This window comes from Rugamonas sp., assembly GCF_025354735.1.
In the GTDB taxonomy this organism is placed as follows: Bacteria; Pseudomonadota; Gammaproteobacteria; order Burkholderiales; family Burkholderiaceae_D; genus Rugamonas.
The window spans coordinates 1-20922 of the sequence record NZ_JANXMI010000148.1 but is presented as its reverse complement, the minus strand read 5'-3'; the positions used below and the strand labels follow the sequence as shown (position 1 = coordinate 20922).

The window sequence follows — 20922 nt, the reverse complement described above, 5'->3', positions numbered from 1 at the left end:
AGGAAATCAGGCGGGCAGGCTGTAATGCGACTGCCACAGGGTCAGGTAGGCGGCCTGCTCGGCGTCCCAGCGCTGGTCGCTCCAGCCCAGCTCCGGCTGGCAGATGGCGCGCACGCGCGGCAGGATCGCGACGCCGCCGCCGCGCAGCTGCAAGCCGATGCGGCTGCGGCGCAGCAGCAGGTCTTCCAGATGCTGCACCGCTTCGCAGCGGGCCGCCCAGCGCAACTGGGCCCACACGGTTTCGGTGCCGGCGATGGTGTCCAGTTCGCCGTCCAGCGCAGCGTCGACCAGCGCCTGCGCCTGCGCGCCGTAGCGGCCCAGCAGCCGCCCGGCCTGGCTGAACGACAGGCTGCGGTTGAATTTCAACGGCGCCGCCGCCGCGAAGACGGGCAAGGGGCGCAAGGCGTCGCGCCAGCCGGGCAGCAGCGCGGCGGCCTGTTTCAGCACGTCGAGCGCGATCACGCGGAAGGTGGTCAGCTTGCCGCCGGCGACGGTGAGCAGTCCGCGCTCGACCCATAGCGCGTGGTCGCGGCCCTCCTTGGACGGGTCGTTCTCGCCGCTGTCGATCACCGGGCGCACGCCGGCATACGATGAAATCACATCGGCCTCGCTCAACGCCAGCTGCGGGAACTGATCGTGCAGGGCCGCCATCAGGTAGTCGACTTCGGCCCGCGTGATGGCCGCCTCCTGCGCCATGCCGGCGCGGTGATCGACGTCGGTGGTGCCGACCAGCGTCACGCCTTCCCACGGAAACGCGAACACCGGGCGGCCGTCGGCCGGATGCATCAGGCTCACCGCCTGCGCCAGCGGCAAACGCCAGGCCGGCAGCACCAGGTGGCTGCCGCGCAGGGGCCGCAATCGCGGTCCGGCGCCGCCCTGCCCGCGCAAGCCGCCGGCCCAGGCGCCGGTGGCGCTGACGACCAGCCGCGCGTTGATGCGATATTCGGCGCCGCCGACGCCATCTTTTACCAGCACGCCGCAGACCGCGCCCGCATCGGCTTCTCCTTCGCCGCCATCGCGCAGCAGCGTTTCCACGCCCATGTAGTTGACGGCCACGCCGCCGTGCGTGCGCGCCTCCTGCAACACGCGCAGCACCAGCCGCGCATCATCGGTCTTGGCGTCGGTGTAGCACATGCCGCCATTGAGCCGCGCGGTCGCGATGTTGGGCGCCAGCGCCATGAAGTCGTCGCGGCTGAAATAGTGGCGCGCGCGCTGGCCCGCCATCCGGTCGTAGATCGCCAGGCCAAGCAGGAACATGCGGCGGCCCGGCTTGCGGCCTTCGTAATCGCCGAAGGCGAAGCTCTGCGGCTCGACCAGGCCGGCCGCCTCGCGCAGCAGATGTTCGCGCTCGCGCACGGACACGCGCGTGAGCCCGAACTTGCCCTCCTTCAGATAGCGCAAGCCGCCGTGCACCAGCTTCGATGAGCGGCTCGACGTGCCCCAGGCGAAATCGCGCTGCTCGACCAGCAGCGTTTTCAGGCCGCGCCGCGCCGCCTCCAGCAAGATGCCGGCGCCGGTGATGCCGCCGCCGATGACGATCACGTCCCACTCGCGCGCCAGCAATTGCGGCAGTTCTTCGCGGCCGCCGCGATGCCACGGCGCGCTCACGACGGCGCGCTTTCGGCCGGCAGCAGCGTGCCGGGATTCATGATCGCCTGCGGGTCGAAATGGCGGAACAGCGCGCGCATGGCGCCGATGCCCAACTCGCCCTTCTCCGCCGCCAGGTACGGCGCGTGGTCGCTGCCGACGCCGTGCTGGTGGCTGATGGTGCCGCCGTTGGCGACGATGGCCTCGCTGACGGCGCGCTTCAGGCCGCGCCAGCGCGCCAGGTCCTGCTCATAGTTCCCGGCCAGCCGGTAGACGAAGGTGGTGTAGACGCTGGCGCCCTGCGCATACAGGTGCGACAAATGGGTGTAAGCGTGCACGCGCTCGCCGTGCAGCGCCAGCGCCTCCGTGGCCGCCGTTTCCAGCGCCGCCATCATGGCCGTCACGCGCGGCCAGTCGACCGCCGTTTCGACCGTGTCGATGGCGTAGCCCTGGGCCCAGGCGGCGTTGCGCAGGTAGACGTTGCGGTAGCGGTTCTGCTTCCACTTGTCGCCCATCTTGCGGCCGATGTGGACGCCGCCGTGCGGCCGCGCCAGCGCCAGCGCGTCGGACAGCGCGGCCCGGGCGGCGGCCTTGCGGCCGCTCACGCCTATCATCAGCATGCATTTTCCCTCGCCGCAGCCGCGCCAGCGCAACCACGTTTCCAGCGCCGCGATCAGCTTCTGGTGGCCGGCCAGCGCCAGCATGGTCGCCGTCTCTAGTGGATTCGACAGCCGCAGCATCGACAGCGACGGCGTCAATCCGCCCTGCACCACGGCGCGCACCGCCGCCTCGGCCCGCGCCCAGTCGGGGAAGAAGACGGCGTGGAAGGCTTCATATTCCGGCAGCGGCGTGACGCGCACCGTCGCTTCCGTGAGGAAGCCGAGCCGGCCTTCCGAACCGAGCACCATTTCGCGCAGGTCGGTGCCGGCGGCGGACGCGGGAAAGGTGGGCAGCGCCAGCGTGCCGGCCGGCGCCTCGACCACGCCGCCGGCGAACAGGCGCTCGATGCGTCCATAACGCAGCGACTGCTGGCCGGACGAACGCGTGACGATCCAGCCGCCCAGCGTCGAATATTCGAACGACTGCGGAAAGTGGCCCAGCGTGTAGCCGTGGGCGCGCAGCTGCGCTTCCAGGTCGGGGCCGAAAACGCCGGCGCCGAAGGTGGCCAGCTGCGCTTGCGGATCGAGGCTGCTCATGGCGCGCAGCCGCGTCATGTTCACCGCCAGCACCGGCCGCGCGCCGGCCGGCGCCGTCAGGTGGCCGGCCACGCTGGTGCCGCCGCCGTGCGGGATCAGCGCCACGTCATGATGCTGCGCGTAGGCCAGCAACTCGCGCACCTCGGCCGCGCTTTCGGGGAAGGCCACGCCGTCGGGCGCCGTTCCGATCACGCCGTAGCGCAGGCGCAGCCAGTCCGGCAGGCTTTGACCGAGGGCGTTGCGCAGCCGCGTCGGCGCGTCGGTGACGATCAGGCGGTGCGCCGGCAGGCGCGTGGCCGCGAGCTGCGCGCAGGCCGCGTCGAACGGCGCGTCGGCGACCGGCCTGCCGGCGCCGACGCGCTGCGCCAGAAACGCCAGCGCATCGGCGTTGAGTTCAAAATTGATGGTGTCGTCACCCCAGCCGTTCCAGCGTCTCATGGTTTCCTGTCTGCGTTGTTATACTGTGGCGCGCACCTGTCTCGATGACACGACAATAAGATACATCCCTTTTCCGGTATTGCGTTTTTATGCCAATCGCCTTGTTCTATCATGCCATCCCCGCCACCTGACGCGCCAGCGCGCGGCGGCCGCGTGGCCGGCTCCTATCTGCAACCGCTGCTGGAAGCGGCGGCGGCGCGCGGCGTGACGGCGGCCGATCTGGAACGCGCCGCCGCGCTGGCCGCCGGCGCGCTCTCGCCGCTGCCCGACACGCTGCCGGCCGACGACTACGTGCGCCTGCTCGACGTCGGCGCCGCGCTGACGGGCGACGCCCACTTCGGGCTGCACGTGGGCGAGCGCGTCAAGCTGGGCACCTACAGCGTCTACGGCCTGATTTTATTGAGCTGCCGCGATTTCGGCCAGGCGCTGGAACAGACCATGCGCTACGAGCAGCTGGCGCATGACCTGGGCCGCTCCTCGCTGCGGGTGGCCGACGGCGTGGCCCATTACAGCTGGCACAGTCACTACCCGGCCGCGCGGCGCCACCTGGCCGACAGCGTCTTCGCCGGCATCCGCGTGTTCGGCAACTGGCTGGCCGGCGCGGTGCTGCCGCCGGCGCGGCTGGCGCTGACGCACGACGGCGGCGCCGCCGACCAAGCCGACCATCAAGCGGCCCATATGGAATATGAGCGCGTGCTCGGCGCCCTGCCGCGCTTCGACGCGCCGGCCAATGTGGCCAGCTTCGATGCGCGGATGCTGGCGTGGCCGGTGCCGAACGCCGATGTCGGTTTATATCCGGTGCTGCGCCAGCACGCCGAGCAGTTGCTGAAGACGCGCACGCGGGCCGACGCCGATATCGCGCAGCAGGTGCGGGCGGCCATCGCGCGCAATCTGGCGCAGGGACAGGTGCGGCTGGCGGCGATCGCCGAGGAGCTCCATCTGTCGCCGCGCACCTTGCAGCGCAAGCTGAGCGACGCCGGCGCCACCTTCCAGCAGGTGCTCGACCAGACCCGCTTCGCGCTGGCGCAGGATTATCTGCGGCAGGGTGAATTGAGCCTGGTCGACATCGCGTTCCTGCTCGGCTACCAGGAGCAGAGCGCCTTCAATCACGCCTTCCGCATGTGGGCCGGCGTGAATCCGGGCGCGTATCGCGGCTGATGTATCGCGGCTGCCATCAGGTGTCCGCGCCCTTGACGCGCACGAACGGTCCGATGCAGCGCTTGGTGTCGTGGTCGAGGCACATCAGGAACATGTCGCCGGACGGATGGAACAGCAGGTAACTGGTGACGGCGCGCCCCACTTCGGTCACGTCGCCGCTGCAATCGTGTTTGCCGTTGTCCTTGACGATGGTGTCGACTTCCTTGTAGAAGCCCAGCTTGTCGGGCTGGTCGGCGATCTGGAATTCGGATTCGGCCACTTCCTGCGAGCTGGTGACGATGCTGGTGCCATCGTCGCGGATGCGGTAGATTTCGTGGCAGACGGTGTTGGGCACCGTCAGGCTCCAGATGCCGACCACCGGATGGTCCTGGCGCAGCTTGGGCGGCTTGGCACCGGCCTGCGCGCTGAAGGCCAGGACGGCGACCGCCGACGCCAGCAGAGTCAGACATTTCATGACGACCTCCACAAAATAAGCAGCCACTCACTACACCCACTATATATGCGCGCCCTGTTCGGCGGCGGCCTTCAGCCTGGCCAGGCCGCGCTCGAAGTCGCCGCCTATCATGCTGTCCATGCTGGCGACGAGACTCATCAGCTTCGTCAGGTAGGAACTCGGGCCATACATGGCCCACGTCACGGTGGTCGTCTCGCCGTCCGGCGCCAACACGAATTCGGTGACGTTGTGCGACTCGAACGGGCGCAGGAAATCGAGCTTGATCGTGACGTTGCTGGCCGCGTTCATGCCGGTGATTTCCATGCGGCCGGCGCCCACCTTGTCGTTGCCGCTCCAGCTGTAGACCGCGCCCATGTCCCTGGGGGCGCCGCCGTAGGTGCGCGTCATCGCGGGGTCCAGTTTTTCCCACGGCGACCACAGGGGCCACTGGTGGAAGTCGCTGATGAGCGCCATGACCGCGGCCGGCGGCGCCTTGATGGCGACGCTGCGCTGCACCCGATAACTGTCGGGACGCGTGGCGGCGTAGGCCAGCACCAGCAAGACCAGCACCACAACTGACAGGGCGATTTTTTTGAACATGGACACTCCCGGTGACGTTGGCTCTCGTTCGGCTCTCGTCGTTTAGCCTAGCATGTTTTTTGACGGCGCGAATCGGACCACACTGGAATCGGCGCGGCCGGGCGCCTTACATCGCGTCGCAGCGGCGCACCACCGGGTTGGCCGGATCGCGGCTCCATTCGCACCAGCCGCCGTCGTAGACGCTGATGTGCGGCCAGTCCATCAGCCACGCGTAGAAAAACGCCAGCGACGCGCGCCAGCCGGTGCCGCAGTAAAAGGCCGTGCGCTGGCGCCGGTCGCCGCTGGCGCCGATGCCGGCCGACAACCACTGGCGGCGGATCTCGGCGGCCTGCTTCATGCTGCCGTCGGCGCGCTGGTAGGCGCTCATGCTGTTGACGTCACCGTCCGCGCCGGCCCGGCCCCAGCGCGCGCCCGGGATATCGCCCTTGCCATCGATATAACTATACCCCGAAACCCTGCCGGTAAATTCATTCCACGTGCGGATGCTGACCAGGACGTCGCCCGGTTGTTGCAGCAATGCCCGCACCTGCGCCGTATCGAGCATGTATTCGGGATGCGCGGGGAAGGCCGCGCCGAAATCGGCGGTGGGAGCGCTGGCGGGCGCCGGCCCCTGTTCGCAGGCGTGGCCGCCGGCGCGCCACAGCGGATAGCCGCCGTCGAGCAGGCGCACGTCGCGCACGCCGGCGTACAGCAGCAGGTGGGCGGCGCGCGCGGCGGCCAGGTTGTTGCGGCCGTAGAGGATGACGCAGGTATCGTGGTGCACGCCGCGCGCCAGCAGCAGTTGCAGCAGCGCCTCGTCGGAGACCTTATTCCATAAGGGTTCCTGCTCCAGCTGGCGGGTGTCCAGGTAGGCGGCGCCGGGAATGTGGGCTTGCTCGAACAGCCCGGCGCCGGCGCAGCCGGCTTCGAACAGCCGCCAGCCGGGGGGCGGGGCCGCATCGACCGCGTCGCCGGCGATCAGCGCCGCCAGCCACGCGGGCGTGACGAGCTGGCGCCAGCGGACCAGGTCCGGGCGGAAATCGGAAACGACTACGTGATCGGACAAGTGAGGCTTCATCGGGCGGGCGGCGCCGCATATGCGGAAGGCGCTATTCTAAGCGATGGCGCGCGCCGCCGGCCGCTTGCGCGCCATTCCCCCTGTCAGGCCAGCGCTTCCTTGGCCGCCTGCTCCGGCGTCAGGCCGTCGTAAAACTGGTCGGTGAACCACTCGACCTGCTCTTCTATGTGTTCCTGCGCCTGCTCTTGGGTGGCGCCGCCGATGACCAGGAAGCCTTCGACTTCGATGCACCAGTTAATCAGATCCAGCGTTTCCTGATCCAGCTCTTCTTTTTTCTTTGCCATAAACTGCCTCTTGCGATTCGTTGATACGTGTTCGGTACGGCCCACAGTGTAGCAGTTTTGGCCATGCTCACTGCGCGCCGGCTTGCGCCGGCGGCGCCGCCGGCTTCTCGGGCGCCAGCACCATCTGCAGATAATTGTCGGTGTCGAAGTAGCGCCGCGCGGCCGCTTGTAGGTCGGCCGGCGTCAGCGCGTCGACCCGCCTGGCCACCGTCAGCAAGGCTTTCGGGTCGGTGCCGTTGATCTGCGCCGATTGCAGCTGGCCCAGCCAGTAACCGTTTTCGCGCACCACCTTCAGGTGGTTTTCCTGCCAGTTGGCCTTGACCTTGTTCAGGTCCGCCAGCGCCGGGCCGTCTTCCTTGAGCTTGGCGATTTCCGCCAGCGTGGCGGCGACCACCTTGTCGACATTCTCCGGCGCGCACGGCAGCGTGATGCCGACCATATAGCTCTCGTACGGCAGCTTGCTCACCGATCCGCTGGCGCCGCCGCTGTAGATCAAGCCTTTCTGCTCGCGCAGCGATTCAATCAGCTTGATGTTCAAGACCTCGACCAGGAATTGCAAACGCAGGCGCTCGGCGTCCGAGAACCGCGCGTCGCCGCTGAAGGTCAGCGACACCGTGGCCTTGGCCTCCGAGCCCTTGTTCACTTCCTTCTTGACGACGCCGCGCACCGGCCGCACGCCCAGGTCCTTGTAGGCGACCGGAATCGCGCCCACCGGCAGGCTGCCCAGGTAGGTCGCCAGCAGCGGCTTGATTTTGTCGACGTCGAAGCTGCCGACGATGAAGAAGGTGAAGTCCCTGGCGCTGGACATGCGGTCGCGGTAGATGTCGAAGGCGCGGTCCAGTCCCACCTGGTCGAAATCCTCCGGCCGCGGCACCTTCGCCACGCGCGGATTGTTGTTGTACAGCGTGGCGTAGTATTCGTCGTTGAACACGGCCTCGGGCCGCGACAGCGCATTGCGCGCCAGCTCGCGCTGCTTGCCGATGAAGGAATCGTACAGCGCCGTATCCTTGCGCGGCGCCGTGAATTCAAGGTAGACCAGTTGCAGCATGGTTTCCACGTCGGCGCTGCCGGAGCCGCCCGACAGTCCCTCCGACAGCAGCGACAGCGAGGCCGATACGCCGACCGTCTTGCCGGCCAGGACCTTCTGCAAATCCGTCGGCGAGTACGCACCGAGGCCCATCTGGCCGGCGATGGCGCTGGCGTAGCGCGCGTTGAACATGTCCTGCTGGCCGTACAGCGACTGGCCGCCGAAGCGCGAGCCGCTCAGCATCACCTGGTCGTTCTTGAAGTCGGTGGGCTTGAGCACCACCTTGACGCCGTTGCCCAGCGTGAGCGTGGTCAGTCCCAGCGCCGCGTCCCGGCTTTGCTTGACGATGCGGCCGGCCTTGGGCGCGTGCGCCATCAGCGTGCTGCCGTACGCCTTTTCCTCGTGCGCCTGCACCGTCATCTGCTCGGCCGCGTCGACGCCGGCCAGCAGCGCGGCCGGCGTCGGCAGCGGCGTGTCGCCGTGGTCCGAGCCGGTGTAGACCACCAGTTTTTTCTCGTTGGCCGGTATCGCCAGCTTGACGGCGGCGTTGACCTCCTCCAGCGAAATGCCCGGCACCATCTGGTTCACGTAGCGGTATTCGTTCTCGATGCCGGGGATGGGTTCCTGGTCGAGGAAGCTGCGCTGGTATTCGCCGACATACTCGGCCGAATCGGATTTGTCGCGCTCCTTGTACATGCGCTCATAACTGCGCAGCATGGTTTTCTTGGCGCGCTCCAGTTCCGGCGCGGTGAAGCCGAATTGGCGCGCGCGTTCGTCTTCCTGCACCAGCGCGGCCAGCGCCGGCGCGGGGCCGCCCTTGCCGACGACGGCGCCGGCGCTGAACGAGCGGTAGCCGTGCGCCACCTGCCCCATGCTGCTGCCGCCCTGGATGAAGGGCGGTTCGGCTTGCTGCGTCAGCTCGGCCATGCGCTGGCTCAGCATCGCGCTGTACAGGCTTTCGATCAGATCGTGGCGGTACTGACCATAGGTGTTGGCGTCGGTGTGGGCCAGGATGGGGTAGCGGATATAGGCGACGTTGGCGCCCGCCTCCTTGTCGGTGACGACCACGCCCTCGGAGTGGGTGCGCTCCGGGATGGCCGCGTACTCGCGCGGGCGCTCCTGCTCGGGATTTTTCAGGCCGCCGAAATGGCTTTCGACGAGGCGCTCGGCCTGCGCCGGATCGACGTCGCCGACGACGATCACCGCCATCAGGTCCGGCCGGTACCAGTCGCGGTAAAAGCGGCGGATCGCGTCGTGGGGGAAGTGCAGGATGATCTCTTCCTTGCCGATCGGCAGACGCTCGGCGTAGCGCGAACCGTTCAACAATTTCGGCAGCAGCACCTTGTTGACGCGGTCGTCGGCGCCTTTGCCGCGCCGCAGTTCTTCCATGACGATGGCGCGTTCGCTGTCGATATCGGCGTCGGTGAAGGACAGGCCGTGGGCCCAGTCTTCCAGCACCTCGAAGCCTTTTTCGAGATTCTCCTTTTTGTCGGTCGGTATCGGCAGCATGTAGACCGTCTCGTCGAAACCGGTGTAGGCATTGAGGTCGGCGCCGAATTTCACGCCTATCGATTCCAGGTAGGAGATCAGCTCATTGCGCTTGAAATGGGTCGAGCCGTTGAAGGCCATGTGCTCGGTGAAGTGGGCCAGGCCGCGCTGGTCTTCATCTTCCAGTATCGAGCCGGCCTTGACGACCAGGCGCAACTCGACCTTTTGCGCCGGCTTGCCGTTCTTTTGAATATAGTAAGTCAGTCCGTTGGCCAGCTTGCCGACCTTCACTTGCGGCGACACCGGCAGTTGGTCGCTTGCTTGGTAATCGACGGTATCGGCATGGGCCAGGACGGCGCAGGCCAGCATGGCCGCGGCGGAAATAACACGCAGAGATCGGATAGTCATCAGGGCAAGTGAAAGGTGGCGATGCGCTACAGTACACCCATTTTCCGGATTCGGGATAAATTCGCCGCGTCCGCGAACGGGGCATGGCGATAGCGGTGAGCGCGCGGCCGGCCGCATCGGCGTGCGCGAAATCGGGGGCGGCAAATCGGGGGCGGATCCCGCATGGGCGCGGTGGCCGCAGTCGCCGCAACTTGGCGGGGTCCGCCCCGGTCTTGCCCCCGAAGTCAGGCCGCCGGCTGCGCCAGTTTGATGTAGCGGTAGACCAGCACCCAGGCCAGCGCATACGCCGCCGCGACCATGGCGAATGCCACCGGCAGCCGCATCGACCATGCCGGCACCAGGTGCAGCACGGTGCCCATCAGCGCCACGCCGACCAGCGCGCCGATCTGGCGGTTGGCGTTCAGCGCCGCCGCCGCGCTGCTGGCGTGGGTCCTGCCGGCCACCTGCATCACGGTCGCCGTCATCGCCGGTATCGCGATGCCGACCGCCACGTTCATCACGATCACGCCCGCCACCAGCAGCAGATACGGCGTCGCCGGCGTCAGGTTCAGCAGCAGCAAGGCCATCAGCAAGCCGCCGCCGGTGCCGTACAACAGCGGCAGGCGCAGGCCGATGCGGGCCGAAATCCGGCCCGACAGCATATTGCCCACCATGAACGACGCCATCATCGGCAGCAGTTTGAGGCCGGTGTGCAGCGCGTCGGCGCCGGTCGACTGTTGCAGGAACAGGCTCAGTAAAAACAGCTGGCCGAAGGCGGCGAAATTGACCAGGAAACCGAGGCCGTTGGCGGCGCCGAAACCGTGCGTCACCAGCAGCGCGTGCGGCAGCAGCGGGTGCGAGCCGCTGCGCTCGCGCCGCACCAGCACGGTGACGGTGGCGATGGCGCAGGCGATCGCGCTCAGCACCGCCACCGAACCCCAGCCCAGCGACGGGCCTTCGATCAGCACGAAGCTGAGCGAGGCCAGCGCCGCCACGCCCAGCGCATGGCTGAACATCGACAAGCCGCGTTCATGGCGCGGCGCGGCCGGCACCAGCACCTGCGTCAGCACGATGCCCAGCAGGCCGATCGGCACATTGATCCAGAACACGCTGCGCCAGCCGAATTGGTGCACCAGCAGGCCGCCGATCAGCGGGCCGATGGTCGACGAACCGCCGACGATGGCCGACCAGGTGCCCAGCATGCGGGCCCGCACTTTGGCGTCCTGATAGACGTGGGTCAGCAGGGCCAGTGAACTGGGCATGAACAGCGCCGCACCGACGCCTTGCAGCAGCCGCGCCGCGATCAGCGCGGCGCCGCTCGGCGCCACCGCGCACAGCACGGAGGCCAGCAGGAACAGGCCCAGGCCGCCCTGGTAGACGTTCTTGGGGCCGTAGCGGTCGGCCAGCGCGCCGCCGGCCAGCAGCAGCGCGGCGAAGGTCAGCGTGTAGCCGTCGACCACCCATACCAGGCCGGTGAGCGGCACGGCCAGGCTTAGGGAAATGTCGGACAGGGCGGTATTGACGGCGGTGAGGTCTATCATCGCCATGACGAAACCGATGGCGAGCGTCAGCAGCACCAGCGCGCCGGGGACGACGGCCGCCGCCGGCTCGGGCGCGGCAGTGGGTGTGGCGCGCAGGGAGGGATGGGACATGATGGTTACCTGTATGAGAGTAGCGTTGGCATCCATGGTAGTGGGCTTGCCTGATGCAGTAAATACGCATAACATCGGCAGACTGATGCAAAAATGCATTTGACTATATAAACCGCCGGAGACCGCATGGATTGGGACAATGCCCGCATTTTTCTCGCCATTTACCGCGCCGGCACGCTGCGCGGCGCCGCCAGCCTGCTGAACATCGACCAGGCGACGGTCGGCCGCCGGCTGGCCGCGCTGGAAACGTCGCTGGGCGCGCGGCTGTTCCTGCGCACGCCGTCGGGCTATGTGGCCACGCCGGCCGGCGAACTGGCGCTGACGGCCGCCGAGCTGATGGAGCGGGCGGCCGACCAGTTGCAGCGCGAAATGCAGGGCATCGACAACCGCCTGTCCGGCGTGGTGCGGGTGGCCACGTCCGACACGATGGCGCTCAACTTCGTCGTCGCCGCGATGCAGCGGCTGCATGTGCGCCACCCGGAAATCCGCGTCATGCTGAGCACCTCGAACCAGATCTCCAGCCTGACGCGGCGCGAAAGCGACCTGGCCGTGCGCACGCTGCGGCCGACCAGCCCGGACCTGATTTCGCGCCGGCTGACCAGGCGCTTCATGGGTTTGTACGCATCGCCCGCCTATCTGCGCGAACGCGGCGAACCGCAGCGCGACACCGGCATGGCCGGCCACGACGTGGTGCGCTACCAGAGCAGCGAAGCGCCGCGCCACGCCGAAAAGCTGTGCGGCGAATCGATCGCCAACGCCCGCGTGGCGCTCGAAGTCACCAGCGGCATCATCATGCAGCAGGCCGTGCGCGAGGGCATAGGCATAGGCGAACTGCCCTGCCACATGGTCGACGGCGACGCGCGGCTGACGCGCATCTGGCCCGACCGCGGCGAGCAGTATGAAGTCTATCTGGTGATGCACGAGGATTTGAACCGCAGCGCGCGCGTGCGCGCCGTGGCCGACGCCATCACGGAATCGGTCCCGGACAAATAGATGGGGATCCGGACATTTGCCGGTGTTTATCGCAAGCTTTGCAAAAACCATCTTGATAAGATGTTGGCAAAAATGTCACTCCAGGAGAATGCCTTGCTCGCGATAAATTTCACCGGCGATGTCGCGCTCGTGGATACGATGAATTCCCTGCCAATTTTCATCGGCGAGGAAGACATCTCCGGCAGACTATGGGAGCTTGCCGGAGCCTTCGATGGCTCTACGCTCACCGTAACAATTGCATCCTCTGTGCAAACCGCATGGGGAGAGGCGGACGCGATCGTGCTAAGCGTAACGCACGACATACTTGAGAAACCCATGCTCAGGGAGATTTTGGTCATACCAAGCGGAGAGTTCTACCTCGTCATGCATAACGCTCAATTTTATTTGAAAAAAGAGTTCCGCCAGCAGGGTATTGGCCGGGCTTGCCTGGCGGTTGAGGCAGCGGCGGCCCATGATTTGGAATTTACGAAAATCGTCGCCAATGCGGCCAATCGCCCTGATGTCGGCTGGATTGTATGGCCCAAGTTAGGTTATGACGCGGTTATTGAGCCGGACGTCATGAAGAAAATGCACGATGAGCTAGTAGCCGCCGGCCTCTCTACCGCTACTGGGAGCTTGAGAATTTCGGATTTGTATGACTCGAATAACTACCAGCTTTGGGAAAAGCATGGAGCGGGGTGTATCATGGAGTTCGATGTTTCCGCCCTCGACAGCTGGTCTATGCGACAACTGGGGACGGTGATTAATAAGGAGGATTTGTTGTGAAAACAATAAAATATGGCGGCGGGAAAATTTTAAAGCCTATTTCTCCGGAGGCCCTCAAGGTTCGAATTACGGCAGGCGGCGAAGCCGGGGCGGTAGAGATGCCCGACGCTAGCGATGCAATGGTGAAAAAAGTCACGATAAAGGCGCCAATCGCACGGGCATTTTTCGTCAAGCCGCGACAAAAAATCATGAAGCCGAACGCTAAAAAAACCGCTTCGTGCTGATTTTTTTGTAGTGTTCCTTTATTTGCACTCCGGCTCACATTGAACCGAAAACGGGTCCACAGTCGTGGGCTTTTTGCAATCGGCACATGACATAAACGGAGAGCATTCTCCCACGTCGGATTGCACCACCCTCCCCGCCCATGGGCACCGCGACGAGAGCTGAACGGCAATTCCAAAGTTGCGGCGCCTATTTGTGATCTTCCGTCGCAGGCCAGTAGCATGCGTCAGCCACGAAAAAACGGCGGCGAACAGTGCGCCAGCCTCGATTCCCATAGACTGCGACCTCAAAATTTGATGACCTAAAAATAATGTGAGCATTTTCAACAGCTTACACTTATGCAATAAGCAATTAGTCCGGTAATATAGCAATATGATTTCACAAGCATCTCTTTTACCCGCGCTGCGGCGCCTGCATCGCTCGGTCGCGGCCTGGCTGGGCACCTGGTGGCGTTTGTTCCACTTCTCCGTTCTCATCATCGCGACCGCGCTCACGCCGTCGAGCTACGACCGCCGCCACCGCCCCGCGCTGGCGCGCCATCTGGTCGCCGGCACCGCGCCCAATCTGCTGTGGTTCACCGTGCTGTCGGCGCTGGTCAGCCTGGTGCTGATCCGCATCGTCGTCGTCACGGCGCTCAGCTACGGCCTGTCGCGCTTCGCGCTCGAAATGGTGGTGCGGGTGCTGGTGCTGGAATTGATACCGCTGACGGCCGCGCTGTTCGTCGCGCTGCGCAGCACCCTGCCGGCCGGCTTCGAATTCGCGCTACAGCGCGGCGCCGACGGCGCGCTGCCGGCCGCCACGGTCAGCAGCGCCGCGCTGCTGCGCGGCGAATTTTTCCCGCGCGTGGCCGCCGGCATGTTCGCCGTGTGGCTGCTGGCCGCCGTCAGCTGCGTGCTGGCGCTGGTGCTGGCCTACCTGTCGCTGTACGGCTTCACGCCGTGGGCGCTGCAAGGCTACACGCGCGTGGTCGGCCAGGTGTTCGATCCCAGCGTGGTGCTGATCCTGGCGATGAAGGTGATCTTCTTCAGCATCGCCGTCGGCCTGATCCCGATGGCGTCGTCCTACTTCGACGGCGGCGCCGGCCGGCTGCGCGCCACCCACGGCCTGTCGGACATGCTGCGCCTGTTTTCCGTCATCCTGCTGATCGAGGTCGCATCCTTGATGGGCAATTACTACTAAGCGAACGCATACCATGACAGACACCACCTCCCCTCCCGCCACCGTGGCGCCGCCACCGCCGCCGGTGCGCAACGCCGAATTGAAGGCCGCGCTGCTGCTGATATTGATGTTCGTGCTGGTGATCGGCTCCGTGCTGTACCTGATGTACGCGCGCGGCGCCTTCGAGTCGACGCAGCGGCTGGTGCTGCAGGCCGACGATTCGGACGGCGTCTCGGTCGGCATGGACGTGACCTTCGCCGGCTTCCCCATCGGCCGCGTGCGCAGCATCGAACTCGGTGCCGACGGCAAGGCCCGCGTGCTGGTCGACGTGCCGCGCAAGGACGCGCACTGGCTGCGCGTGTCGAGCATCTTCACGCTCGAACGCGGCCTGGTGGGCGGCGCCAAGCTGCGCGCCTTCACCGGCCTGCCGACCGATGCGCCGCTGCCCGACGGCGCCGCCCGCGCGCTGCTGGTCGGCGACGCCGGCGCCGAAATTCCGCACCTGCTGTCGGCCGCCAAGGACTTGCTGCAAAACCTGAGCAACCTGACGGCGGCCGATTCGGCGCTGGAGGTCAGCTTGCACAACGTCGAAGGCGTGACCGGCAAATTGAACGGACCGGCCGGCGCCATGGGCCTGATCGCCGGCGACGACAAGGAAACCCAGAAGCTGCTGGCCCGCGCCAACGCGCTGATGGTGACGATGAACGAGCTCGCGCACAAGACCGATAACCTGGTCGGCAACGCCGACCAGCGCGTGTTCGGCAAGGGCGGCGTGATGAGCGACACCCAAGCCACCGTGGTGCAGCTCAACGGCCTGCTGGCCGACGCCCGCGCCAGTCTGAAAAAAATGGACGCCGTGCTGATCGAGGCGCAAGCCGTCGGCGCCAACGCCAGGGAAGCCAGCGCCGACCTGGGTTCCCTGCGCGCCGAGGTGGAAAGCAGCCTGCGCCACGTCGAACAGCTGGTCAACGAAATCAATCGCAAGTGGCCGTTCAAACACGACACGGAGATCAAACTGCCATGACGATGAAAACCGTTTATACGATATCGCTGGCGGCCGCCGCGACGCTGCTGGCCGGCTGCGCCAACAATCCGCCGCAGCCGGACTGGCAGATGACGGCGCAGAGTTCCATCGAACGTTCGACGGCCGCCTACATGAGCGGCAATGCGCTGGTCGAGAAAGCCGAATTCCAGCGCGCGCGCGGGGAGCTGGCCAGCACCGGCAAGATCGATCTGGTGATACGCGCGGAGCTGATCCGCTGCGCCAGCCGGGTCGCCGCGCTGGTGTTCGAAGACTGCGCCGGCTTCACCGCCTTGACGCAGGACGCGGCGCCGGCCGACCGCGCCTACGCCGCCTATCTGGCCGGCAAGGCGACGGCGCTGGAGGCGCCGCTGCTGCCGGCGGCGCAGCAAGCCGTCGCCGCCGCCGCGTCGGACGCCGCCGCCGCCGCCGCGGTGCAGGCGATCGCCGATCCGCTGTCGAAACTGGTGGCCTCGGGCGTGCTGCTGCGCGCCGGCCGCGCCAGTCCCGAGGTGCTGGCCGGCGCCGTCAACGCGGCGTCGGAACAGGGCTGGCGCCGGCCGCTGCTGGCGTGGCTGGGCGTGCAGGCGATGCGCGCCGAACAAGCCGGCGACGTCCAGGAAGCGCAGCGCATCCAGCGCCGCATCGCGCTGGTGTCGGACCAGCGCTGAACCACGATCAAAGCTGAGGATCATATGGGAAAAGTGGAAGACGCCGTCGCCACATTCGAGCGCAATATCGAAACGCAAACCGGCCGCTCGGTGAGCGGCTGGGTGGCGCTGGTGCGGGCCGAAAATCTGGAGAAGCATGGCCAGATGGTGGCGTGGATGAAATCGGCGCACGGCCTGTCGCACGGCTACGCCAAACCAGATCGCCAAGCGCGCGCTGGAGGCGGCCGATCCGCGCTCGGACAACGATCCCGTCGCCGGCCTTTTTGAGGGCGGCAAGCAGCATCTGCGACCGCTCTACGAACGCATCGTGGCCTACGCGGCGACGCTGGGACCGGACGTGGAAATCGCGCCGAAAAAATCCAACGTCAGCCTGCGCGCGCGCAAGCAGTTCGCACTGCTGCAACCGAACACGAAGACGCGCCTCGATCTGGGCCTGATCCTGCCGGGACGCGCGGCCGAAGGCCGGCTGGAAGCGTCGGGCAGTTTCAACGCCATGTTCACGCACCGCGTGAAACTGGAGAGCATGGACCAGATCGACGCCGAAATCGAACTATGGATCACGCAAGCTTACGCGGCCGCACGCTAACCTTGAGGAGGATGACGATGAACGCAACGGAGATAGTGCAGCAGTTGAAGGCCCTGGGCCAGGACTCGTACAAGAACATCCTGCTCAAGCACGGCGCCGCCGAGCCGGTGTTCGGCGTGAAAATCGAGGAGCTGAAAAAAATCCAGAAGCAGGTCAAAAAGAACCACCAGCTGGCGCTCGACCTGTGCGACACCGGCATTTACGATGCCATGTACCTGGCCGGCCTGGTCGCCGACGACGTCAAGATGAGCAAGGCGGAGCTGGAACATTGGGTCGCCACGTCGCGCTGCGTGATGATAGGCGAGTACACCGTGCCCTGGGTGGCGGCGGAAAGCCTGCACGACCGCGAACTGGGACTGGCGTGGATAGACTCGGCCGAGGAAAGCGTGGCGGCGTCCGGCTGGGTCGCGCTGGGCGGCCTGCTGTCCATCAAGGACGACGCCGATCTCGATCTGCCGGAACTGAAAAAACTGCTGCAGCGCGTGCAGCAGACCATCCACCAGCAGGCGCCGCGCGTGCGCCATACGATGAACGGTTTTGTCGTCGCCGTCGGCAGCTACGTGCAGCCGCTGACGGAGCTGGCGCTGCAAACGGCGGCCACCATCGGGCCGGTCGCCGGCGCCGACGACGGCGGCGGCAAGGCCGTGCTGTCGTCGGCGGCGGACGCCATCGCGAAGGTGCAGAAGCGCGGCGCCATCGGCAAGAAGCGCAAGACCACCAAGTGCTAGCGGGCGGTCCGGCGCGGCACGCTTATTCGCCGGCGACGGCGGCCGCTTCGCGCAGCTTGTCCTTCTTGCTCTTGCGCTTGCCCTTGATGCCGCCGTTGACGAGGTCCGTCACCGAATCGGGGGCCGGCGGCGCCAGCGTTTCGAGCATCTCGAAACCGGCGACCTGCTCGCGCGGCAGCAGGAAGTCCTGACGCTTTTCGATCAGCCGGAAGTGGGCCTCGGTGTCGGCGCTGATGAAGCTGACCGCCACGCCGCTTTCGCCGGCGCGGCCGGTGCGGCCGATGCGGTGCGTGTAGTCGACGGCCGACCGCGGCAAGTCGTAGTTGACCACCACCGGCAGGCGCGCGATGTCGATGCCGCGCGCGGCGACGTCGGTGGCGACCAGCACGCGCAGGCGGCTGGCCTTGAAATCGCCCAGCACTTCGGTGCGCGCGCCCTGGCTGAATTCACCGTGGAAGGCGCCGGCGTCGATGCCGTTGCGGCGCAGTTTGTCGGCCACATGTTCGGCCGCGTATTTGGTGGCGACGAACACCAGCACCCGGCTCCAGTCGTTGACCAGTATCAGGTACTTGAGCAGCTGCGTGCGGCGGGCCACGTCGACGTGGATGGCGCGCTGTGCGATATCGGGCTTGCTGAGCGGCTCCGACAGCACCTCGATGCGCGCCGGCTGATGCAGCATGCGGTCGGCCAGCGCCTGCACCGCCGGCGGGAAGGTGGCCGAAAAGAACAGGTTCTGGCGCTGCGCCGGCAGCAGTTCCATGATGCGGCCCAGCTCCGCGCTGAAGCCCAGGTCGAGCAAGCGGTCCGCCTCGTCCAGCACCAGCATGGCCACGCGCGAAATCTTCAGCGCGTTGTGGTCGATCAGGTCGAGCAGGCGGCCCGGCGTGGCGACGACGATGTCGGCGCCGCCGCGCAGCGCCATCATCTGCGGGTTGATCGAGACGCCGCCGAAGACGATGCAGACCTTGACCGTCATCGACATATGCTGCGCCAGTTTGCGGATCGATTCGCCCACCTGGGCCGCCAGTTCGCGCGTCGGCACCAGGATCAGGCCATGCAGCTGGCGCGGGCCGTCGCGGTTGTCGAGCAGCGATTGCAGCAGCGGCAGCGCGAAGGCGGCGGTTTTGCCGGAGCCGGTTTGGGCCGCGCCCAGCACGTCCTCGCCGCGCAGGATGGCGGGGATGGCGGCGCGCTGGATCGCGGTCGGCTCGGTGTAACCGATGGCGGCGACGGCGTTGACGAGGGTGGCGGACAGGCCCAGTGAGGAAAATGACATGATGGCCTTTAGTGGTAAGCGGTGAATTTTCCGCCAGTATAAAGCAGGCGCCGCGCGCGCAGCGCAATTGACGCGGCCCGGGCTTGCACAGCGCCGCGAAATCGTGGGACTATGGTTTTTTCAGGACGGGAGAGAAAAACGATGATCCACTGGGACGCCCACGTCTGCCTGCCGCAGCACCCGCAGGCCGACTTCGCGCCGATCCGCCAGCTGCACGCGGCCGGCGTCAACTACGTGTCGATCAACGTCGGCGCCGACATGAATCCGCTGTCGCAGGTGATGTCGGTGATCGCCGGCTACCGCGCCACCATCGCCGCCCATCCCGAGCACTACGTGCTGGTCGACAGCGTCGACGCCATCGTCGGCGCGGCCGCCGCCGGCCGCATGGCGCTCAGCTTCGACCTCGAAGGCGCCATGCCGCTGCTGGACCAGCCGCACATGGTGGCGCTGTATGCGCAGCTGGGCGTGCGCCAGATCCACTTCGCCTACAACCGCAACAACAGCGTCGCCGACGGCTGCCACGACGAGGCGCGCGGCCTGACGGCGCTGGGCCGCAACATGGTCGAAGCGGTCAATGCCGCCGGCATGCTGATGGACTGCTCGCACACGGGACGCCGCTGCAGCCTCGATATCATGCAGGCGTCGGCGCAGCCGGTGATCTTCAGCCACGCCAATCCGTATGCGCTGGTGCGGCACGGCCGCAACGTCAGCGACGAGCAGATACTGGCCTGCGCCGCGACCGGCGGCGTGGTCTGCGTGTCCGGCCTGTCGTGGTTCCTCGGCAGCGCGCAGCCGGACGCCGACGACGTGGCCCGCCACGCCGCCTACATCGCCGACCTGGCCGGCATCGAGCACGCCGGCATCGGACTCGATATCTGCTTCCAGCAAAAGGAGCTGGACGACACGCCGCCGGGCGATTTCGACCCTTCCCACTGGTGGCCGGCCGCCGCCGGCTACGACGCGGCCAGTCCGCCGACGTTCACGCCGCCGTCCGTGTGGCGCGAACTGAACGCGGCGCTGCGCCGCACCGGCATGAGCGCGGCGGAAGTGGAGCTGGTCCTGGGCCGCAACATGATGCGCGTGGCGCAGCGGGTGTGGGGCGCGGGCCGCGCGCCTGCGCCGTGACGGCGCACACCTGACAGGCGCGGGCGCGGTTTCAGGGAAGCGGCCGGCGCCGACCGCGCCACGTCACTGCGGCGGCGGTTTGGTCTCGGCCTTGATGGCGGCGCAGAAGTCGGTCCGCAGTTCGCCGGCAACGACGGGGATGCGCTGGCCGGCCACCTGCAAATCCTGCGAGCGCGGCGCGATCAAATGGAATTGGCCGGCCTTCAGCTGCGCCAGCAAGGGCGCGCACGATACGACGCCGTAGGGCAGCGTGCCGATCACCGTCCATTTGCGCTCCGCCCCCGCCTGGCCCAGCACCACCGGCACTTCGCCGGCCTGCATCAGCAGCACTTCCGGTTCGGCGTCGAGATTGAAATCGATGACGAAGGCGTCGCAACTTCGGCCGCGCTGCGTCAGGCAGGAAGGCAGCGCGAAGGTGCGCTCGCCGCCGCGCCACTCCTGCCGCAGCAGGGAGGCCGGCAGCGCCGTCCCGGTCGGCCACACGGTCAGGTTGGCGCCGACGTCGATGTCGGCGGCGGACGCCATTTCATTTTGCTGGCGGCTGCTTTGCTTCAACGCCAGCGCGGCGCTTTTACGGATGCGATCCGCGTCCGGTCCCTGCGCGCTCGCTTGCAGCTGCTCCAGCGCGGCGCGGCCGTAACGGGCGCCGTCGAATTTCAAATAGGTGAAGTCGAATTTGGCGGCCGATACGGCGCCGCTGGCCAGGCGCGCCACCTGGTCGTTGACGGACAGCCGCGCCGGATCGGCCAGCGGCGTAAAGAGCGCCAGCAGCACCGCCAGCGTGACCAGCGCGGTGGCCACGTTGACCGGGGCCACCGTCGCCAGCCAGCCGTCCATGCGCGACGCCGCCCAGGCATAGCCGGCCGCGTAGCAGCTGGCCACCAGCAGGCAGGCAGCGCCGATGACGCGCTCCGAGGTCCAGCCGTAGTCGCCGACCCGCAACGCCAGCGCGTAGATCGCGATGGCCGTCAGCGGCAGCAGCAGCACGGCGGCGGCGCGCGCGCACCAGCGCACCACGGGCGCCACGCCGGCCGCCGCCGCGCCGTTCTGGAAGGCCGCGTTGATCAGCA

Annotated in this window: 21 protein-coding genes; 11 read left to right on the top strand and 10 right to left on the bottom strand. The window is 67.0% G+C overall.

Annotation, left to right across the window (positions count from 1 at the left end; genetic code table 11):
* Positions 1-6: 6 nt before the first annotated feature.
* Both Q0S71_RS12345 and Q0S71_RS12340 read right to left on the bottom strand, forming a co-directional pair.
* Positions 7-1608 (bottom strand): glycerol-3-phosphate dehydrogenase/oxidase, encoded by a 1602-nt coding sequence (locus Q0S71_RS12345; protein WP_295995707.1) that lies wholly within the window; start codon positions 1606-1608, stop codon positions 7-9.
* Entirely contained in the window at positions 1605-3221 is a 1617-nt protein-coding gene (locus Q0S71_RS12340) for an FAD-binding oxidoreductase (protein WP_295995704.1), read from the bottom strand. Before Q0S71_RS12340 ends, Q0S71_RS12345 begins: the two co-directional genes overlap by 4 nt.
* A gap of 111 nt (positions 3222-3332) precedes the next feature.
* On the opposite strand from Q0S71_RS12340, the gene Q0S71_RS12335 reads away from it, so the two are divergent.
* Positions 3333-4379, top strand: a complete 1047-nt coding sequence (locus Q0S71_RS12335) for an AraC family transcriptional regulator (protein ID WP_295995701.1) — start codon at positions 3333-3335, stop codon at positions 4377-4379.
* A gap of 16 nt (positions 4380-4395) precedes the next feature.
* Here the strand turns inward: Q0S71_RS12335 and Q0S71_RS12330 are convergent, their stop codons facing one another.
* From Q0S71_RS12330 to Q0S71_RS12305, 6 genes are all read right to left on the bottom strand, one after another.
* Positions 4396-4833, bottom strand: a complete 438-nt coding sequence (locus Q0S71_RS12330) for a hypothetical protein (protein ID WP_295995699.1) — start codon at positions 4831-4833, stop codon at positions 4396-4398.
* A gap of 39 nt (positions 4834-4872) precedes the next feature.
* Entirely contained in the window at positions 4873-5412 is a 540-nt protein-coding gene (locus tag Q0S71_RS12325) for an SRPBCC family protein (RefSeq protein ID WP_295995696.1), read from the bottom strand.
* Positions 5413-5518: 106 nt separating this feature from the next.
* Positions 5519-6457, bottom strand: a complete 939-nt coding sequence (locus tag Q0S71_RS12320) for a sulfurtransferase (protein ID WP_295995693.1) — start codon at positions 6455-6457, stop codon at positions 5519-5521.
* A 95-nt stretch (positions 6458-6552) separates the two neighbouring features.
* Positions 6553-6753: a hypothetical protein gene (locus Q0S71_RS12315; protein WP_295995691.1), complete on the bottom strand. Its 201-nt coding sequence runs from the start codon at positions 6751-6753 to the stop codon at positions 6553-6555.
* A gap of 67 nt (positions 6754-6820) precedes the next feature.
* On the bottom strand, positions 6821-9676 hold the full coding sequence (locus Q0S71_RS12310) for a pitrilysin family protein (RefSeq protein ID WP_295995688.1): 2856 nt from the start codon (positions 9674-9676) through the stop codon (positions 6821-6823).
* A 224-nt stretch (positions 9677-9900) separates the two neighbouring features.
* Positions 9901-11307, bottom strand: coding sequence for an MFS transporter (locus Q0S71_RS12305; protein ID WP_295995686.1), 1407 nt, complete (start codon positions 11305-11307; stop codon positions 9901-9903).
* A 126-nt stretch (positions 11308-11433) separates the two neighbouring features.
* On the opposite strand from Q0S71_RS12305, the gene Q0S71_RS12300 reads away from it, so the two are divergent.
* From Q0S71_RS12300 to Q0S71_RS12260, 9 genes are all read left to right on the top strand, one after another.
* Complete coding sequence (locus Q0S71_RS12300; RefSeq protein WP_295995682.1) at positions 11434-12300, top strand: LysR family transcriptional regulator; 867 nt, start codon at positions 11434-11436, stop codon at positions 12298-12300.
* Positions 12301-13065: a hypothetical protein gene (locus tag Q0S71_RS12295; protein WP_295995677.1), complete on the top strand. Its 765-nt coding sequence runs from the start codon at positions 12301-12303 to the stop codon at positions 13063-13065. It abuts the gene before it with no gap.
* Positions 13062-13289 carry a hypothetical protein gene (locus Q0S71_RS12290; RefSeq protein ID WP_295995675.1) on the top strand — a complete coding sequence of 76 codons (228 nt, stop codon included), beginning with the start codon at positions 13062-13064 and terminating at the stop codon, positions 13287-13289. Before Q0S71_RS12295 ends, Q0S71_RS12290 begins: the two co-directional genes overlap by 4 nt.
* A gap of 370 nt (positions 13290-13659) precedes the next feature.
* Positions 13660-14466 carry an ABC transporter permease gene (locus Q0S71_RS12285; protein WP_295995672.1) on the top strand — a complete coding sequence of 269 codons (807 nt, stop codon included), beginning with the start codon at positions 13660-13662 and terminating at the stop codon, positions 14464-14466.
* 13 nt (positions 14467-14479) lie between these two features.
* Positions 14480-15469: an MlaD family protein gene (locus Q0S71_RS12280; protein ID WP_295995668.1), complete on the top strand. Its 990-nt coding sequence runs from the start codon at positions 14480-14482 to the stop codon at positions 15467-15469.
* Positions 15466-16137, top strand: a complete 672-nt coding sequence (locus Q0S71_RS12275; protein WP_295995666.1) for a hypothetical protein — start codon at positions 15466-15468, stop codon at positions 16135-16137. Before Q0S71_RS12280 ends, Q0S71_RS12275 begins: the two co-directional genes overlap by 4 nt.
* Before the next feature lie 33 nt (positions 16138-16170).
* The gene (locus Q0S71_RS12270; RefSeq protein ID WP_295995663.1) at positions 16171-16404 is read left to right on the top strand and encodes a DUF4287 domain-containing protein; all 234 of its coding nucleotides are present in this window, start codon (positions 16171-16173) and stop codon (positions 16402-16404) included.
* A gap of 40 nt (positions 16405-16444) precedes the next feature.
* Positions 16445-16723: a DUF5655 domain-containing protein gene (locus Q0S71_RS12265; RefSeq protein ID WP_295995661.1), complete on the top strand. Its 279-nt coding sequence runs from the start codon at positions 16445-16447 to the stop codon at positions 16721-16723.
* Positions 16724-16740: 17 nt separating this feature from the next.
* Positions 16741-17451, top strand: a complete 711-nt coding sequence (locus Q0S71_RS12260) for a DNA alkylation repair protein (RefSeq protein WP_295995656.1) — start codon at positions 16741-16743, stop codon at positions 17449-17451.
* A gap of 22 nt (positions 17452-17473) precedes the next feature.
* Here Q0S71_RS12260 and Q0S71_RS12255 read toward each other — a convergent pair whose 3' ends face one another.
* Complete coding sequence (locus Q0S71_RS12255) at positions 17474-18727, bottom strand: DEAD/DEAH box helicase (RefSeq protein WP_295995652.1); 1254 nt, start codon at positions 18725-18727, stop codon at positions 17474-17476.
* A 141-nt stretch (positions 18728-18868) separates the two neighbouring features.
* Here Q0S71_RS12255 and Q0S71_RS12250 point away from each other — a divergent pair, with 141 nt between their 5' ends.
* Entirely contained in the window at positions 18869-19852 is a 984-nt protein-coding gene (locus tag Q0S71_RS12250) for a membrane dipeptidase (protein WP_295995649.1), read from the top strand.
* Between the two features lie 63 nt (positions 19853-19915).
* Here Q0S71_RS12250 and Q0S71_RS12245 read toward each other — a convergent pair.
* Positions 19916-20922 (bottom strand): DUF4153 domain-containing protein (locus Q0S71_RS12245; RefSeq protein ID WP_295995646.1); only part of this gene is annotated, 1007 nt, incomplete at its 5' end.

What these genes read in the sequence shown, in the direction of transcription:
- Q0S71_RS12285 (WP_295995672.1), top strand. Translation starts at nt 13,660, where the DNA reads ATGATTTCACAAGCATCTCTTTTACCCGCGCTGCGGCGCCTGCATCGC.
- Q0S71_RS12310 (WP_295995688.1), bottom strand. Translation starts at nt 9,676, where the DNA reads ATGACTATCCGATCTCTGCGTGTTATTTCCGCCGCGGCCATGCTGGCC.
- Q0S71_RS12315 (WP_295995691.1), bottom strand. Translation starts at nt 6,753, where the DNA reads ATGGCAAAGAAAAAAGAAGAGCTGGATCAGGAAACGCTGGATCTGATT.
- Q0S71_RS12305 (WP_295995686.1), bottom strand. Translation starts at nt 11,307, where the DNA reads ATGTCCCATCCCTCCCTGCGCGCCACACCCACTGCCGCGCCCGAGCCG.
- Q0S71_RS12300 (WP_295995682.1), top strand. Translation starts at nt 11,434, where the DNA reads ATGGATTGGGACAATGCCCGCATTTTTCTCGCCATTTACCGCGCCGGC.
- Q0S71_RS12260 (WP_295995656.1), top strand. Translation starts at nt 16,741, where the DNA reads ATGAACGCAACGGAGATAGTGCAGCAGTTGAAGGCCCTGGGCCAGGAC.
- Q0S71_RS12335 (WP_295995701.1), top strand. Translation starts at nt 3,333, where the DNA reads ATGCCATCCCCGCCACCTGACGCGCCAGCGCGCGGCGGCCGCGTGGCC.
- Q0S71_RS12280 (WP_295995668.1), top strand. Translation starts at nt 14,480, where the DNA reads ATGACAGACACCACCTCCCCTCCCGCCACCGTGGCGCCGCCACCGCCG.
- Q0S71_RS12330 (WP_295995699.1), bottom strand. Translation starts at nt 4,833, where the DNA reads ATGAAATGTCTGACTCTGCTGGCGTCGGCGGTCGCCGTCCTGGCCTTC.
- Q0S71_RS12340 (WP_295995704.1), bottom strand. Translation starts at nt 3,221, where the DNA reads ATGAGACGCTGGAACGGCTGGGGTGACGACACCATCAATTTTGAACTC.
- Q0S71_RS12250 (WP_295995649.1), top strand. Translation starts at nt 18,869, where the DNA reads ATGATCCACTGGGACGCCCACGTCTGCCTGCCGCAGCACCCGCAGGCC.
- Q0S71_RS12275 (WP_295995666.1), top strand. Translation starts at nt 15,466, where the DNA reads ATGACGATGAAAACCGTTTATACGATATCGCTGGCGGCCGCCGCGACG.
- Q0S71_RS12295 (WP_295995677.1), top strand. Translation starts at nt 12,301, where the DNA reads ATGGGGATCCGGACATTTGCCGGTGTTTATCGCAAGCTTTGCAAAAAC.
- Q0S71_RS12325 (WP_295995696.1), bottom strand. Translation starts at nt 5,412, where the DNA reads ATGTTCAAAAAAATCGCCCTGTCAGTTGTGGTGCTGGTCTTGCTGGTG.
- Q0S71_RS12255 (WP_295995652.1), bottom strand. Translation starts at nt 18,727, where the DNA reads ATGTCATTTTCCTCACTGGGCCTGTCCGCCACCCTCGTCAACGCCGTC.